This window comes from Stutzerimonas sp. (genome assembly GCF_982611455.1).
On the sequence record NZ_CEXBBO010000042.1, the window covers coordinates 1 to 15,893 of the forward strand.

13 protein-coding genes and 1 pseudogene are annotated in these 15,893 nt (G+C 61.6%); 4 read left to right on the forward strand and 10 right to left on the reverse strand.

Features of this window, described 5'->3' with window-relative positions:
* Positions 1-135: 135 nt before the first annotated feature.
* On the reverse strand, positions 136-1,254 hold the full coding sequence (locus AC2LD7_RS19320) for an oxidoreductase (RefSeq protein WP_484599294.1): 1,119 nt from the start codon (positions 1,252-1,254) through the stop codon (positions 136-138).
* Positions 1,255-1,604: 350 nt separating this feature from the next.
* Positions 1,605-2,651 (reverse strand): annotated as a pseudogene (locus AC2LD7_RS19325) (methyl-accepting chemotaxis protein); the annotation flags it as partial.
* A gap of 191 nt (positions 2,652-2,842) precedes the next feature.
* Here AC2LD7_RS19325 and AC2LD7_RS19330 point away from each other — a divergent pair.
* Complete coding sequence (locus AC2LD7_RS19330; RefSeq protein WP_484599295.1) at positions 2,843-4,039, forward strand: MFS transporter; 1,197 nt, start codon at positions 2,843-2,845, stop codon at positions 4,037-4,039.
* A 52-nt stretch (positions 4,040-4,091) separates the two neighbouring features.
* Here the strand turns inward: AC2LD7_RS19330 and AC2LD7_RS19335 are convergent, their stop codons facing one another.
* The 8 genes from AC2LD7_RS19335 to AC2LD7_RS19370 form a co-directional block, all read right to left on the reverse strand.
* Positions 4,092-4,541, reverse strand: coding sequence for a GlcG/HbpS family heme-binding protein (locus tag AC2LD7_RS19335; protein WP_484599296.1), 450 nt, complete (start codon positions 4,539-4,541; stop codon positions 4,092-4,094).
* An 18-nt stretch (positions 4,542-4,559) separates the two neighbouring features.
* The gene (locus tag AC2LD7_RS19340) at positions 4,560-5,702 is read right to left on the reverse strand and encodes an alpha-hydroxy acid oxidase (protein WP_484599297.1); all 1,143 of its coding nucleotides are present in this window, start codon (positions 5,700-5,702) and stop codon (positions 4,560-4,562) included.
* 25 nt (positions 5,703-5,727) lie between these two features.
* Positions 5,728-6,744, reverse strand: coding sequence for a 2-hydroxyacid dehydrogenase (locus AC2LD7_RS19345; RefSeq protein WP_484599298.1), 1,017 nt, complete (start codon positions 6,742-6,744; stop codon positions 5,728-5,730).
* A 14-nt stretch (positions 6,745-6,758) separates the two neighbouring features.
* A complete protein-coding gene (locus AC2LD7_RS19350) occupies positions 6,759-7,679 on the reverse strand; it encodes a dihydrodipicolinate synthase family protein (RefSeq protein ID WP_484599299.1) in 921 nt (306 codons plus the stop codon).
* 56 nt (positions 7,680-7,735) lie between these two features.
* Positions 7,736-9,244 (reverse strand): tripartite tricarboxylate transporter permease, encoded by a 1,509-nt coding sequence (locus AC2LD7_RS19355; RefSeq protein WP_484599300.1) that lies wholly within the window; start codon positions 9,242-9,244, stop codon positions 7,736-7,738.
* 33 nt (positions 9,245-9,277) lie between these two features.
* Entirely contained in the window at positions 9,278-9,745 is a 468-nt protein-coding gene (locus AC2LD7_RS19360) for a tripartite tricarboxylate transporter TctB family protein (RefSeq protein WP_484599301.1), read from the reverse strand.
* A gap of 34 nt (positions 9,746-9,779) precedes the next feature.
* A complete protein-coding gene (locus AC2LD7_RS19365; protein WP_484599302.1) occupies positions 9,780-10,757 on the reverse strand; it encodes a tripartite tricarboxylate transporter substrate binding protein in 978 nt (325 codons plus the stop codon).
* 118 nt (positions 10,758-10,875) lie between these two features.
* Complete coding sequence (locus tag AC2LD7_RS19370) at positions 10,876-12,030, reverse strand: mandelate racemase/muconate lactonizing enzyme family protein (RefSeq protein WP_484599303.1); 1,155 nt, start codon at positions 12,028-12,030, stop codon at positions 10,876-10,878.
* A 216-nt stretch (positions 12,031-12,246) separates the two neighbouring features.
* On the opposite strand from AC2LD7_RS19370, the gene AC2LD7_RS19375 reads away from it, so the two are divergent.
* The 3 genes from AC2LD7_RS19375 (at position 12,247) to AC2LD7_RS19385 (ending at position 15,890) form a co-directional block, all read left to right on the forward strand.
* Positions 12,247-13,287, forward strand: coding sequence for a LacI family DNA-binding transcriptional regulator (locus AC2LD7_RS19375; RefSeq protein WP_484599304.1), 1,041 nt, complete (start codon positions 12,247-12,249; stop codon positions 13,285-13,287).
* Between the two features lie 75 nt (positions 13,288-13,362).
* Positions 13,363-15,117: an IlvD/Edd family dehydratase gene (locus tag AC2LD7_RS19380; protein WP_484599305.1), complete on the forward strand. Its 1,755-nt coding sequence runs from the start codon at positions 13,363-13,365 to the stop codon at positions 15,115-15,117.
* Positions 15,118-15,185: 68 nt separating this feature from the next.
* Complete coding sequence (locus AC2LD7_RS19385; protein WP_484599306.1) at positions 15,186-15,890, forward strand: fumarylacetoacetate hydrolase family protein; 705 nt, start codon at positions 15,186-15,188, stop codon at positions 15,888-15,890.
* Positions 15,891-15,893: the final 3 nt, after the last annotated feature.

Sequence of the window (15,893 nt, forward strand, 5' to 3'; positions counted from 1 at the left end):
ATATTCCGACGTCCCATTAAGCACCCTGATTCGCTAAAAGCGGAATGGTACTTTGTAAGGAGACAGCGCTCCGCGTTGGTAGTGCCTCATCGTCGTTGCCCGCAACGCCGCGTAACAGAAGCTCGCGACCGCCTGTCAGGGTTGCCGAGTAGCCGAACGGCCGTGGGTGCCACGCCAGCCGAGCTCATTGGTGAGCGTTGCCATCGGCGAGAACATGTCGTAATTGAATTCCGTCAACTCTACGCCTTGCTGAATGCGGATCGGCCAATCGTGGTTGGCAAGCGCTGCCTTGCCGATCACCAACAGATCCGCCTCGCCGTTATCCAGCAACGCTCGAGCCTGCGCCTCGGTGCCGATGCCGCCGTTGACCATGACCGGAATGGTCACGCTGCTCTTCGCAATGGCGGCCAGGCTCGCCCCCTCGTCGAAAGCAGGTGCGCTGGCGTCGTATTCAGTGACGTGGAGGTAGTCCAGGCCGGCCGAAGCCAGCGTCGAGAGCCGATAACGCGCCGCATCGACGCCACCGTCCCACTTCAATCGGCTGTCAGTGACCATTCCCTGCGACAGCCGCATGCCAACGACGAAATCCGCGCCAACGGCCTCTCGCACGACGCGAATGACCTCAAGCGGCAAGGCCAGCCGGGCCTTGAAATCGCCACCCCAGCGATCGGTGCGCTTATTGAATTCGGCGGTGATGAATTCATGCAAAAGATAGCCATTGGCAGCGTGCAGTTCGACACCATCGAACCCGGCATCATGCGCGTGTCGCGCAGCCTGGACGAACCCGGCAATGGCTTCCTGAATTTCGGTCTCGGTCATTTCCGCCGGTGTCGCGTAGGGTCCCTCGCCGCCGTAGAAACTCAGCTGCCGGCCGCCGGGCTGAACAGCGGAAGGCGCGACATGGCGCGCATGGTGGATGTTGCCCTGAGTCTGCGCGCCACCGTGCATCAGCTGCGCGATGATCGCGGCGCCGTCTTCGTGTACGGCGCTGACAATGGGCACCCAGCTGTCGCGCTGGTCTTCTGTCGCCAGCCCGGGTTGATTGAAATAGCCCTGGCTGTATGCCGTATCGGTGTAAGTACCTTCGGTGATCAGTAGCCCGAAGCCGCCCCGTGCGAACGCCTGGTAATAGTCGCGCATCAACTCATTGGGGCAGCCGTTCGATTCAGCACTGACACGCGTCATCGGTGCGAGCACGGCGCGGTTGCGCAGACGCAGCTGCTTCAGTTGGACGGGTTCTAACAATTGGGGCATCGGCAAATCCTCATGAAACACGGGTCGTGCTGAATCTGAGGCACTTGCGGGTATTGGAGTTCGGCGTGTGCGATAGCTGGTCTGTCGTAGGGATAAAAAACGCGACCCGAAGGCCGCGTTGCATTACAGCGAGGGGGCAACCGAGGTAAGCGCGCCGCACTTGCCGGAATAAAAAAAGGCGCCGATCCAGACTGTGTGAAAAATTACTGCGCTCGGTTATGCCGCGTTAAAAACAGGCTCGGATGCGAGCCCAGTCCGCTTCCTCGCCTGTTTTTGCCTTGCCTAACCTTCGCTCGCTACGTTTTCACACGGTCTGGATCACCGGCGCCTTGGCTGTGCCGACCAGCACTTCAGACGAGGCGGAACCGGCCGACCTGCGACTGCAATTCGCTGCCCAACCGAGCGAGGTCGGCGCTGGCCGCGGACGTCTGCTCAGTGGCAGCAGCAGATTGATCGGCCACGTCGCGAATGTTCGAAACGCTGCGATTGATTTCCTCCGCAACGGCGCTCTGCTGCTCCGAAGCGGTCGCAATCTGCTGGTTCATCTGCTGGATGCTCGATACCGCGGCATTGATCGCATTGAGCGCTTCTCCGGCCAATTGCGCCGCCTCGACCGTCTGGTCTGCCAGGCCACAGCTCTTGCCCATGACCTCAACCGCGCTTTCGGCGCCATTCTGCAGCGCCCCGATCAGTTGTTCGATTTCCAATATGGATTCCTGGGTGCGTCGCGCCAGTGCACGCACTTCGTCAGCCACTACTGCGAAGCCTCGGCCAGCCTCGCCTGCACGGGCCGCCTCGATGGCGGCGTTTAGTGCGAGCAGGTTGGTCTGGTCGGCGATACTTTTGATCACACCCAGCACGCTTCCGATGCCGCTGCTGTCGTGTTTCAGCCGCTCGATCGATTCGGCCGAGTTCTCGATGGAACGGGCCAGCTCCTCGATGCGTTCAATGGTCTGCCGAACCACCGAGTGCCCCTGTTGTGCCTGGACATCAGCCGAGGCTGCCGAATGCGCTGCCGACTCGGCATTGCGCGCAACGTCCTGGACCGTAGCCGTCATTTCGTTCATCGCGGTAGCCACCTGATCGGTCTCGAGCTTCTGCTGCCCCACGCCGACACTGGTCTGTTCGGTCACCGCGGACATTTCCTCCGCAGCAGTGGCAAGCTGGGCGATGCCATCCGAGAGCCGGGTCATCAGCGCGCGTAGATTCTCGGTCATTTGCTGCATGGCCTGCATCAACTGACCCAGCTCGTCACGGCGATCAACCGTGAGGTTCTCGGACAGATCCCCTTCGGCCACACGACGCGCAAGGGAGACCACGCGCTGCAGCGGGCCGACGATCATCTGAGTGATCAGCACGGCACACAGCAAACCCATCACAAGCGCCACCGCCGTCGCGCCAATCCCAATTTATTACCACGTAGCGACCAGCTGGCTCCACGTTAAGCACAGCCAAGGCATACAACCCGCGTTTATGGGCAGGTAATCACGGCGCAAATTGCGACACATGACTGCAAGCCGATACAGTAGGCAGCTATCGGTTGCAGGCTTCATGAGCCGCAACACCCTATCCAGTACAGGCATTTGAAATGAAAGAGACGTGGGCCCCGTTTCCCTGGGTGTGCTTCGCCATGTGCGTGGGCGTGATGGGCACGGCCCTGATATCACCGCTGTACCCCCTCTATCAGCAAGCCTGGCAGCTGCGTACCAGCGATATTTCAATGATCTACGTCGTGTATATGCTGGGGGCGCTGTTCGGGTTGCTGTTCATGGGGCGTCTGTCGGATACGCTGGGTTTTCGTCCGGTGATGATGACGGGGTTGCTGCTCGGATGGGGCGGCACACTGCTGACGATGATCGCCTGGAATCTGCCGATTTTGGATATCGGCCGCTTTGCTGTCGGTCTGTCTTCCAGTTTGATTGTCACCAGTGCTTCGGTGGGGCTGGTACAGATCTCTCGCGACGGCGCTTCTCAGCGGATATCGATGATCACCAGCTTCCTGCTCGCCTTCGGTTTTGGCCTGGGTCCGATAACCGGCGGAATCATCGGGCAGTGGCTGCCCTATCCACTGGTCGTCACCTATATACCTTCGTTGTTGCTAGGCGTTCTCGCCGCTTATGCGCTGATGCGGATCAAGGTGAGCAACGACTCCAGCAATGCTGTCGCGCCGAACAAATGGCGCGCATTCATGCCGCGCCTGACCTGGGCTGCCCGCCGCGATTCGTTGGCTTTCGTGCTGACTTGTGCCTGCCCGTTTTTCGCGTTTGGCGTCTTTGGAATCTACGCTTCGATGGCCCCGCTGTTCCTCGACACAATGGTGCCCTGGCACGGACCGATCGTGAGCGGCACGGCGATCGGCGTCATCTTGCTGGCTTCGGCGATGGTGCAGCTGCTGTCCGCGAAAATGAGTGTGCGTTGGTGCGGCCTTCTCGGTCTGCTGGCGGTTGTCATGAGCAACGCCATGCTGCTTTTCAACTTCAGGATCGGCTCGCCAGGCATCTTCATGATCGGCGTTTGCGCGGCGGCGGCGAGTCATGGCATGTGTCTGTTGGCGGGCATAAGCATGGTCAACCGCATCGCCAGCCCGACACAACGGTCAGGGCTGATCTCGACTTATCTGGTATGCGGTTATGTCGGCAGCATTCTTCCTCTGATCGCCGTCGGCTGGATCGCCGACCATTACGGGCTACCCACTGCGATAACGATACTGGGCCTATGCGTCATCACCATCGCCGCGCCGCTGGCGGTCTGGTTCTTCATACATCCGAGGATGCGAGAGGCTTGAAAGGGATGCGCAAGGGGCGCTGGGTTGAGCCGGAGCTTCATACCCAACATTCCTATTCAGCCGCCTTCGCACCTGCATAGGCCACTTGCGCAGCCTCGCTCCGATGGGCTCCGTGGACGCCAACCGCACCGATGCATCGGTCATCGACGTAGAGGGGTATGGCTTCTGTGGAAGCTTTCAGGTGCTGCGGATGAGTCGTCAGTCGTGCATCGTCCATCAGGCCGCATTGCTCGACAGCCGTGACTTGTTGGGCCTTTTTAATCGCGCATCGGGCACTGTCCGGCGGGCTGCCGTCCAGCTTAACAAGCCCGAGCGGCTCTCCCGTTGAATCGACGATAGCGATCGATACCGCCCACCCATTACGTTCAGCCTCGGCGCGCGCGGCGCTCAATACGACTTCAGCTCCATGCGCACCGAGCTGGTAACGGTCCTCCACGGGAGGAGGCCCCGCGTAAATGGCGGCCTCCACGTCCCACAGCCCTGACAGGAATCCGCGTCCCATAAGCCCTCCGATACCGATCTAGCTTTTATTTTTGTTATTCACCAGGCAGTGCTGGGTTACGTCCTCGATCCGCGTCAGCCCCAGCAACGCCATGTCACGCTGCAATTCGGCACCTAGCAGCTCGATTGCATGGGATACACCCGCCTCGCCCGCATAGGCCGCGGCGTAATTGAACGGCCGACCAATGAACACCATGCGCGCCCCCAGCGCCAATGCTTTCAACACATCCGTCCCGCGCCGGAAGCCGCTATCGACCATCACGGGAAGACCATTTACCGCCTCGACAACACCAGGCAACGCTTCCAGCGCCGAGAGGGTGCCGTCGAGTTGACGCCCGCCGTGGTTGGACACAATGAGCGCATCGGCTCCAATGTCGCGGGCCTTGCGCGCATCGTCCGGATGGAGAATCCCCTTGACCACCAGCTTGCCCGGCCAAAGCCTCCGAACAAGTTCAAGATAGCTCCAGTTGAGGTGGGTACGGCCAGAAAAATCACGCTTCACGTTACGTGAAATTATCGCGATGCCGCGCGTTGCGTAGTTGTTTTCGAAATGTGGCATTCCGTGGTTCATCAGCGTGCGCAGAAAGGTTCCGAACAACCAGCGGGGTCGTATCAACCCGTCATAGGCGAGACGGAGGCTGGGACGCAGCGGCGAACAGAAGCCCGAGCGGGTGTTGTTATCGCTGTTTGGCGGTACGGGGTAATCGACGGTGATTACAAGCTTGTCGAAGCCGGCATTGCGGATGCGTTCGATCAGCGCCTCGATGCTGGCGTGATCACCGGGCAGGTAGGCCTGGAACCAGTCCGTCTTGCCATTGTTGAGCACATCTTCCATGGGGATCAGCGAGCTGCCACTGAGGATCATCGGGATGCCCGCCTTGGCCGCCGCCTGCGCCTGAACCAGGTCGCCGCGGTAGGCCGACAGCGCGCTGATGCCCATCGGCGCGATGCCGATCGGCAAGGCGTAGCGCTGGCCGAACAGTTCGGTTTCGAGCGAAATGTTCGAGACGTCAACCAGTGCACGCGGCAGAAGCGAATAGGCGTCGAAGGCGCTGCGATTGGCCCTGGCGGTGTGACCGTCTTCGGCCACATTGGCGATGTATCCATAGATCGGCCGCGGTAGATGGCGTTTCGCCGCGCGGTCGAGGTCGTGCAGGTTCAAGATCGACGCCAAGCGTCGCGAAGGGTTACTTGGCATGTACGGGTTGTTCCTGCTGTGGTTGTGGAAACCCGCTCGGGCGGGCCTCCGGATTGACCAGATCCCGGGGTCGTTCGCCATACAAGGCCTGACAGATATTCTCTACCGCGCAGTTGGCCATGGCTTCACGGGTCTCATGCGTGGCCGAGCCGATGTGCGGCAGGGTCACCACGTTATTCATACGCAGCAGCGGCGAGTGGGCAGAGACTGGTTCCTGCTCGAAAACATCGAGCCCAGCTCCGGCGATCAGGCCCGCCTCGAGCGCCTGGATCAGACCCGCCTCGTCGACCACCTGCCCGCGGGCGACGTTGATCAGAAAGGCCGAACGTTTCATCGCCCGGCACTGCTCGTAGCCGACCAGGTGTTTGGTCTGCTCGGTGAGTGGCACTGTGAGGCAGACGAAGTCCGACTCGGCCAGCAACTGTTCGAAAGTGCGGTGCTGAAGGCCCCACTCGGTTTCCAGTTCGGGCTTGGGCGACGCATTGCTGTACAGCACGCGCATGTTGAAGCCAAGCGCGCGACGAGCGATGGCTCGGCCGATGCGCCCGAGCCCGACCAGGCCGAGGGTCTTGCCATGCACGTCGTGACCAAAATGCGGCTCGCCCACGTGCTGTGTCCAGCGGCCCTCGCGCACCATATTGGCCAGCTCGACCAGGCGCCGGGCGCTGGCCATGATCAGCATGAATCCGGTGTCCGCGGTGGTTTCGGTAAGCACATCCGGGGTATTGGTCAGCAGGATGCCGCGACGACTCAACTCGGCCACCGGCAGGTTGTCGTAGCCCACCGAGATAGTGGCGATGGCTTCCAGCTCCGGTGCCTCGTCGAGTAGTGCCGAGGTGACTTGCAACTTGCCGCCGATCAGACCATGCGCCTGGCGCAGCGCGGCGGCGACCGCGTCGGGCTGAAGCTCCGGCTCTTCGAAGTAGGCGACATCGAAAGCTTCGCGCAAGCGTTGCAGGTGCGCCTCCTTCAAGCGGCGCAGGGCAACGATTCGTTTCTTGGGCATCTGTAACTCCATGGTCAGCTTTGCTTGAGGCCGGGCATGTCGAAGCTGGCGTCGTCGAGCAGCGCGAAAAGCTCATCACGCTGCTGTTCGTTGAGTTCTACCAGTGGCGGGCGCAGCCGAGACCATTGCTCGACGTCACTGTAGCGTGCGGTAGCGGCCTTGAGAGCCGGAATCATCGGGAAACGCTCGAACAGCTTTCGAGTGCCTGTCAGCTCGGCCTGCTGATCGTCGGCATTCGCCGCGTGCCAGGTCTTTGCAAGCGCGGCGATCGGCCCCGGATTGACGTTGGCGGTGGCGCTGATGCACCCGGCACCGCCGGCACGCAGGGTCTGTAGCAGAAAGTGCTCGCTGCCGGCATAGACCTGGAAACCGTCGGCGCTGAAGCTGTCGATCATCGCCAGCGTGTTGGACCAATCACCGGAACTGTCTTTCACCCCGACCACGTTGTTCGGATAGGCCTTGAGCAGGCGCTCGATCAACGCCAGCGAGAGCGGTACCTGAGAGACCGGTGGGATGTGATAGAGGTAGATGCGCAGGCGGTCATCGCCGACTCGCTCGATCACCTCGCTGAAATAGCGGAACAAACCTTCGTCGGAAACGCCCTTGTAGTAGAACGGCGGCAGCATCAGCACGCCTTCCACGCCCTTGGCGACCGCATGACGAGTCTGCGCCACCGTATCGGGCAGCGCGCAGGCGCCAGTGCCCGGCATCAGACGCTCGGCCGGAATACCGTTCTCGATCAGAAAATCGAGTAACCCAATCTTCTCCTCGACCGAAAGCGAGTTGGCCTCCGAGTTGGTACCGAACACCGCCAGCCCGACGTCGTTGTCGAGCAGCCAGCGGCACTGTGCAACGAAGCGTTCCCCATCAGGCGCGAGCTCCGCCGTGAAGGGTGTGATCACCGGGGACCAGACACGACCCATGGTTTGGCTCATGGTTTTTCCTTTCTGTTCAGGTATTTCGGCAGCCCAAGCGGGCTGCCGGTGTGATTTCAGGCCAGCCGGGTACGCCGGCGCAGGGGTGCAAGTAGCCAGCGGAATACCGGCGTCGCCTGCAATATCGAGAGCAACGCGATGGACAGCAGCACCACGGCGATCGGGCTGGTCAGGAAGATGCGGTAATCGCCGTTGCCGATGAGCATCGATTGATGGAAGGCGTTTTCCATCACGGGCCCGAGGATCAATCCGATGACCATCGGTGCCGGCGATACGCCGGCCTTGGCCAGCCAGTAGCCGAACAGCCCGAAGCCGAGCATCAAGCCCACCTCGAACAGGCTGTTGTTGAGCGCATAGGCGCCGATGATGCACAACGCGATGATCGCGCACGCGACGAAGCCATCCGGGATACGGGTGACCGCCACGCTGGCCTTAGTGAACATCAGGCCAACGCCGAGCAGGCCGATGTTGGCGAAGATCACAGCCCAGATCAGGGTGTAGGTGACATCGCCGTAATCGCTCAGCAGATTCGGGCCGGGCAGGATGCCCTGCACCATCAGCGCCCCGAGCAGGATCGCGGTGGCGGAACTGCCGGGAATACCCAGGGCGATGGTAGGAATCAGCGCCCCACCGACTACCGCGTTGTTCGCCGCCTCGGGCGCCGCGACCCCGGCCGGATCGCCATTGCCGAAACGACTCTTATCCTTGGCGAAGCGCTTGGCCTCGTTGTAGGCGAACCAGCTTGCGGTATCACCGCCGGTGCCTGGGATCAGGCCGACCACGATGCCGATTCCGCTGGAACGGAGGATGTTGGGCATCAACGTCTTCAGTTCCGAAAGCTTGGGAATCAGCCGGTCGGTGATGCGGCTGGCGACCTTGGCGGCGCCGTGTGAGTTCTCGATCAGCGACAGCGCCTGGGGTATCGAGAACAGGCCGATCAACGCCACAGTAAAGCTGATACCGGAGAACAGATTGATGTTGCCGAACGCCATGCGCGGCGTGCCGGTCATCAGGTCCATCCCCACGGTGCTCACCAGCAACCCGACAGCACCGGAAAACAGTCCGTTGATCACCGATCCCTGCGCCAGCGAGCCAATGATGGTGATGCCAAGCACGGCAATGGAGAACAGCTCGATCGGGCCGAACTCGACCACGATGCTGCCAAGCAGCGGAGCCGCCATCAGCAACGCGATGCCGCTGATGGTGCCGCCGATAAAGGAGGCGAACAGGGAAATCCCCAGTGCCTTGCCCGCCTGGCCCTGCTGCGACATCGGATAGCCGTCGAGCACCGTCGCGGCGGCCGAGGGAGTGCCCGGCGTGCGCAACAGGATCGCAGCGATAGAGCCGCCGTACGAGGCGCCGACATAGAGCGAGGCGAGCATGCTCAGGCCGGTCGCGGTATCCATGCTGAAGGTCAGCGGCAATAGCAGGGCCAGCGCCATGGTGGCGGAAAGTCCCGGCATGGCGCCGACAAACAGCCCAAGCAGGATGCCGCCAAAAATGGCAGCGAAGTTAGCCAGGGTCAGTACGTTGACCAACCCTGTCATGACGATCGAACTTTCCACGGAAAAAGCCTCGTCGAAAATGGAAGGGAGCGATCAGGCGATCGCCGATGGCAACAGCGGTATGGGAAGTCCCAGAAACTGCACGAACACCAGGCATACCACTGCCACCAGCACCACCGTGCCGATCATCGCGAAGCGCATCGAGACAGTACGGATCAGCAACAGCGCCACGCCCATGAACAACACGGTCGATAACACATAGCCGAGCGTGGTGATGGCCGCGACGTATGCAATCGCCAGGACGAAAACGAGGGCCGTCACCGCATAGCGCGGCGGGGCCGTCACTTCGTCGGCGGCGATCGTCGGCGGAGCTTCGCTCCGCCCCGCCGCACGCCAGCGCAACAGTTCCGAACACACGATCGCCAGCGAGAGCAGCGCCACTGTCACGGAGTAGATCAGCGGCATCTGCGCAGCAGCCTCTGGATAGTCCTTCGCGTTAGTGAAAAATGCCGCCGCCAGAGCCATACCAAAGAGCCCGAGTACCAGCCTGTTCTTGTTCATCGGCATCTCCCCTCGTTCAGTCCGGCGGATGGCTTCACTGTTGTTTACCGCCGACTTCACTCCAGATGCCCTGGAACTCCTTCTCCATGCCCTCGAACATCTCGCCGTAGGCATCGCCGGTAACGATGTCGATGTTCAGCGCGCGCTTCTTGGCATCTGCGAGGAAGGCCGGATCGCTCTTCAGCGCCTCGAAGGCGGCGATCAACTGGTCACGCGCCTCGTCGGGAATACCGGCCGGCGCGCTGTAGCCGCGCGAAGAGCCGGCGACCACATCGATGCCCTTCTCTTTCAGGGTCGGCACGTCGGGCAGGCTCTCGAAACGCTTGTCCGCAAACACCGCCAACGCTTTGAGGTTACCGCTCTTGATCTGGCTGTAGACGTTGCCGACGTTGTTGAAGCTGACATCGATCTTGTTGCCCATGGCCGCGGTGGCCGAGGGGCCATCGCCCTGGAACGGCACCTTCTGGAAAGAAAGACCAGTGGCCTTCTCGATCACCAGCGTGGTGAAGAAATCATCACCGCCCACGCCGGAGTTGCCGACGGTTATACGGCCTGGCTTTTCTTTGGCAGCCGCAAGCAGGTCCTCGATGGTGTTGTAGGGGCTGTCTTTGGCCACGACCGCAATGCCCGAGTCGGTGACTACGTTGGCGATTGGGGTCAGGTCATCGATGTTGTAGGTGATCGCGTCGTTCATGATGTAGTTGGTCATCAGCATGGGCGTGTTGGTGATGCTGATCACCGTGCCGTCTTTCTTCGACTGCTTGGCCAGACGCGTCCAGGCGATTGCACCGGTCGCGCCCGGGATGTATTCGTTGACGAAATTGGCACCCAGACTCTTGGTGAGGTACGGCTGCACCAGTTGCGCCAGCACGTCGCTACCGCCGCCCGGCTTGAAGCCCTGCAACACGGCGACTTCATCACCGGCGACGTATTCCGCGTGGGCGGCAAAGGGAATGGAAAACGCCGTAACGGTAGTCAGGACGGCAGCGGACAGTGTCTTGTTGATCTTCATTTCGCTAACTCCACATTTCTTGTTGGTTTATGTTGTTTGTTGCGAATCGAACCTGGTTGGGGCCGAAGGGGTGCAACGGAGCGCCAACACCCCTTCATGAGTCCAGCGGTTTACCTCCTCATCGATTGTTCTCCAGAGCCATCCACGGCTGGCTGCCGGTTGCGGCGATCGAATAGCGCGCAACGGCCTGTTCATCGAAATCGAAGCCCAGTCCCGCGCCCTTGTGCAGTTGGATATAACCATCCTGCTGCTGCAGTTGGCGGTCGATCAGACGACGGAAATTGAGGACTTGGTCGTCCCAAAAGAACTCCACATAGCGCGCGTTCGGCGTGGCGGCTACCAGCGGTGCGTGTACATCGTGGAACCAGTGCGGATACATGGGCACGCCGTAGCCGGCCGCCATCGCGGCGATTCGCCGCCACTCGGTGATGCCGCCACAGACCACCGCATCGGTCTGCAGAATGGCGGCGCCCCCCTTGTCCAAGAGCTCCTTGTGCCGCCAGCGCCCGACCTCCACCTCGCCGGTGGCGATCGGAATCGACGTAGCCCGCGCCAGGCGTGCGTGGCTGTCGATGTCGTCGACCAGGAACGGCTCCTCGACGAAGGCCGGGTTGTAGCGCTCGAAGCGGCGCACGTACTGCAGCGCCTCGGTGACGTCGCTCCAGCCGTTGTTGACGTCCAGCATCAGTTCGACATCGGGACCGATGGCTTCGCGTGCGGCTGCGACTCGCGCCTCTTCTTCCTTCGGCGAGAGGCGGCCAGTTTTCATCTTCACTGCCTTGAAGCCGAGCGACACGTAATGCGCCATTTCTTCGCCGAGCAGATCGGGCGTCTTGCCATCGAGGTAGTAACCACCGCTGGCGTAGGCCGGCACGCGATCGGCGCTGGCCGCACCGAGGTAACGGTGCAACGGCAAGCCGGCACTGCGCGCATTGAGATCCCAGAGCGCGGTGTCGAGGATGCTGATGGCGCGCATGACGACGCCAGCGCGGCCCTGCAGCAGTGCCTCCTGATACATCTCCCGCCACAGCGCCTCGACATCCAGCGAATCACGGCCGAGCAGTACTGGAGCCAAAAGCTTTTCCACCGCAATCGGCAGCAGCTCGCCCCCGGCACTGCCGACGTAGCAGAAGCCGATGCCGGTCACGCCATCCACCGACGTCACTTTCACCAGACCGTAGTCACGGGCATGAACCGTGCGATTGGAGAATGACGTGACTCGATCCAGCGGCACGCGGGCTGCGCAAACAGAGATGGAGCTGATTATCGGCATTGTTTTTCCTCATCTCGAAGTCGATGTAAGCGCTTTCATTCCCTGTCGCTAATGCCCTGGTCGCCTACGTTTCAGAGCATTTTGTGGGAGCTACAGCAGCTATGTAATCGCTTACATTTGTAAAATAATGCGATGTAAGCGTTTACAAAAACTTAGTTTCGGTTTTTCCTAATGTCAAACAACATTTGCTCAGCGGCCAATCAGAAGGACACGGAAATGGATGATTCGGTACCTGGCTTTTCATCATTGCTGTCACGTGCCAGCCTGCAAGACGTTGCCCGACTGGCAGGTGTGTCGACGGCTACGGTATCGCGGGTGATCAACGGCAGCGCGACGGTCAGCGACGACAAACGTCAAGCTGTGCAGCGCGCCTGCAACGAGCTCGGTTATGTGCTTAACGCGGCAGCCAGAACGTTGGCGTCACGGCGCAGCATGACCATCGGAGCAGTCGTCCCGACGCTGGCGACAGAAACGTTTTCCCGCCCGCTCGCAGCCTTTCAGCAGACGGTTCATGAGGCCGGCTACACCCTGCTTGTCGCCAGTTTCGGCTTCGATGCGCAAGTTGAGCTGAAGGAAGTGCAGACCATGCTGGAGCATGGCGTGGACGCGCTGATGGTCGTCGGCCGCTCCCATGATCCGAAGATGTGGGATCTGATCGACCGCAAGCGAATTCCCTGCGTCCAGGCCTGGTCGCAGGACAGCGATCGCCCCAGCGTTGGCTTCGACAACGTCGTCGTGGCGCGGCAGATGGTCGAACATCTGCTTTCCCTGGGGCACCGCAAATTCGCCATGATCGTCAACGAGCGATCGTTCAACGACCGTGTCGGTGACCGGATCGCAGGCACCCAGGCGCGTCTCGCCGAAGAGGGGTTGGACCTGCCCGCTCAATGGCGCGTGGCGGCTGACCTTACGCTTGAAAGCGCGATCGTGGCCATGCAGCGTCTGCTGCGCGGCCCGACCCGCCCCACTGCCGTCATTTGTGCCAACGATCTCCTGGCGTTCGGCGCACTGCTGGCCGCCAAGAACCTGGGCGTTCGTGTGCCCGAAGATATTTCGGTGGTCGGCTTCAACGACTTCGATTACGCCAAGTACATGTCACCGCCGCTGACCACCACCCGCGTGGAGCTGGCGCAGATAGGCGCGTATGCGGGCGCTTACCTACTCGACGCGCTGACGGGTAAGTCCCCTAAGGGGCCAATCGAGACCACCACGGAATTGATCGTTCGCGCCAGCTCCGGTCCGGCGCCTGCCACATGAATCAACAGCACGCCTCATAGCGTGCATGACGTGCCGGTTGCTTCGGCGCCGCCACCCCATCGAGAGGAAACGCCCATGAACAAGAACAACGGCAACTCGGTAAACAACGCGGCGCAAGGCATGCGTAAAGGGCTCACCAACTATGGCGATGCGGAGTTCTCGCTGTTCCTGCGCAAGGCCTTCATCAAGGGCGCCGGCTACTCGGATGATGCCCTGTCGCGGCCGATCGTCGGCATCACCAATACCGGCAGCGGTTTCAATCCGTGTCACGGCAACGCGCCGCAGCTGATCGAAGCGGTCAAGCGCGGGGTGATGCTGGCCGGTGGGTTGCCCGTGGATTTTCCCACGATCTCGATCCACGAAAGTTTCGCTCATCCCAACAGCATGTTTCTGCGCAACCTCATGTCCATGGATACCGAGGAAATGATCCGCGCCCTGCCGATCGATGCGGTAGTACTGATCGGCGGCTGCGACAAGACCGTGCCCGCTCAGCTGATGGGCGCCGCCAGCGCCGGTGTGCCGGCCATCCAGCTGGTCAGTGGCTCGATGCTGACCGGCTCGCACCGGGGCGTACGGGTCGGTGCCTGTACCGACTGCCGGCGCTTCTGGGGCATGTACCGCGGCGATGAGATCGACCAGCAGGAAATCACCGAGGTCAACGACCAATTGGTGGCCAGCGTCGGCACCTGCTCGGTCATGGGCACCGCCAGCACCATGGCCTGCGTCACCGAAGCGCTGGGCATGATGCTGCCAGGCGGCGCCACGCCACCGGCGGTCACTGCCGACCGCATCCGCATTGCCGAGCGCACCGGCACGCAGGCGGTTGCGATGATTCAGGCGGGCATGACGCCGGACCGGATTCTCACCGAGAAAGCCTTCGAAAACGCGCTGATGGTATTGCTCGCCATCGGCGGATCGACCAATGCCATCGTGCACTTGTCAGCGATCGCCGGCCGCTGCGGCATCCGTATCGACATGGACCAGGTCGATGCACTCGGCCGCAACATCCCGGTGCTGGTCAATCTCAAGCCGTCCGGTACGCACTACATGGAAGACCTGCACAAGGCCGGCGGCCTGGCACCCGTGCTGCGCGAGCTGCGGCCCTTCCTGCACCTCGACGCACTGACCGTCACCGGACGCACGCTGGGCGAAGAGCTCGATGACATCGCCGCGTTCCCGCAGGAGGTGGTGCGCCCATTGGATAACCCCATCTATCCGCAGGGCGGCATCGCATTTTTGCGCGGCAACCTGGCGCCGGACGGCGCGATCATCAAGCAGTCCGCCGCCAGTGCCGAGCTGATGGAACATGAAGGCCGAGTGGTGGTCTTCGATGGCCTGGAGGATCTGGCTCAGCGCATCGACGATCCGGACCTCGACGTGAATGCCGACGACATCCTCGTATTGAAAAATATTGGCCCGAAAGGCGCGCCTGGCATGCCCGAAGCCGGCTATATCCCGATTCCGCGCAAGCTGGCGCGCGCCGGTGTGAAAGACATGGTGCGCATCTCCGATGGTCGTATGAGCGGCACGGCGGGCGGCACCATCATCCTGCACGTCACGCCCGAGGCGGCCGTTGGCGGGCCACTTGCGCTGATCGAAAGCGGTGATCGCCTGCGCCTGAGCGTGGCCGATCGCGCCCTGGACCTGCTGGTCAGCGACGAGGAGCTGACGCGCCGACGTGATGCCGCCAAACTCCCCGAACCGCGAGAAGGAGACGGTCGCGGTTACCGTAAGCTTTTCCTCGAAACCGTGACACAGGCGGATAGCGGCTGCGATTTCGACTTTCTGCGCAGCCTGGACGAGGCGGGAAGCGTGCCGCAACGCAAATGAATGATTTCGTCGCGCCGTACCAGCGGTGCGGCGATAAACATCGGTAACAAGAACCCGGAGTCTGCAACGTGAACTCGATTGACCAGAACGACTACCTTTTCACCCCGAGCATCCCCAGCCTCGCCATCGCGGACAGCGACCAGCGCTTCCCGGTGCGACGCGTGTACTGCGTCGGCCGTAACTACGCCGAGCACGCTCGTGAAATGGGCCACGACCCAGACCGCGAGCCGCCGTTCTTCTTCACCAAACATCCAGATAGCCTGCTGCCGGATGGCAGCGTGTTCCCCTATCCGCCGGGCACCGAAAGCGTTCATCACGAGATTGAAATGGTCGTAGCCATTGGCCGCGGCGGCGCCGATATTCCGGTCGAGCAGGCGCTCGAACACGTCTATGGATACGCCGTGGGGCTGGACATGACCCGCCGTGACCTGCAAGCCGAAGCGAAGAAGATGGGCCGGCCCTGGGCGGTCGCGAAAGGCTTCGATCATGCAGCGCCCTGCTCGGCGCTGGTGCCGGCTGAGAAAATCGGCCATCCGACTGAGGGACGTATCTGGCTCGAGATCAATGGCGAAACCCGCCAGGAAGGCGATCTGGCTTCCCAGATCTGGCAGGTATCGGAAGTCATTGCTTACCTGTCGCGCCTGTTCGTTCTCGAACCGGGAGACCTGATCATGACCGGCACCCCGGCCGGCGTCGGACCCGTACAGCGTGGCGATCGACTGAGCGGCGGCGTACAAGGCATTGGCACACTCGATATTGTCATTAGCGGATAGCGA

Bases quoted from the DNA above. Each gene is read 5' to 3' on its own strand.
- AC2LD7_RS19320 (WP_484599294.1), bottom strand. From the start codon at position 1,254: ATGCCCCAATTGTTAGAACCCGTCCAACTGAAGCAGCTGCGTCTGCGC.
- AC2LD7_RS19330 (WP_484599295.1), top strand. From the start codon at position 2,843: ATGAAAGAGACGTGGGCCCCGTTTCCCTGGGTGTGCTTCGCCATGTGC.
- AC2LD7_RS19335 (WP_484599296.1), bottom strand. From the start codon at position 4,541: ATGGGACGCGGATTCCTGTCAGGGCTGTGGGACGTGGAGGCCGCCATT.
- AC2LD7_RS19345 (WP_484599298.1), bottom strand. From the start codon at position 6,744: ATGCCCAAGAAACGAATCGTTGCCCTGCGCCGCTTGAAGGAGGCGCAC.
- AC2LD7_RS19350 (WP_484599299.1), bottom strand. From the start codon at position 7,679: ATGAGCCAAACCATGGGTCGTGTCTGGTCCCCGGTGATCACACCCTTC.
- AC2LD7_RS19360 (WP_484599301.1), bottom strand. From the start codon at position 9,745: ATGAACAAGAACAGGCTGGTACTCGGGCTCTTTGGTATGGCTCTGGCG.
- AC2LD7_RS19365 (WP_484599302.1), bottom strand. From the start codon at position 10,757: ATGAAGATCAACAAGACACTGTCCGCTGCCGTCCTGACTACCGTTACG.
- AC2LD7_RS19370 (WP_484599303.1), bottom strand. From the start codon at position 12,030: ATGCCGATAATCAGCTCCATCTCTGTTTGCGCAGCCCGCGTGCCGCTG.
- AC2LD7_RS19375 (WP_484599304.1), top strand. From the start codon at position 12,247: ATGGATGATTCGGTACCTGGCTTTTCATCATTGCTGTCACGTGCCAGC.
- AC2LD7_RS19380 (WP_484599305.1), top strand. From the start codon at position 13,363: ATGAACAAGAACAACGGCAACTCGGTAAACAACGCGGCGCAAGGCATG.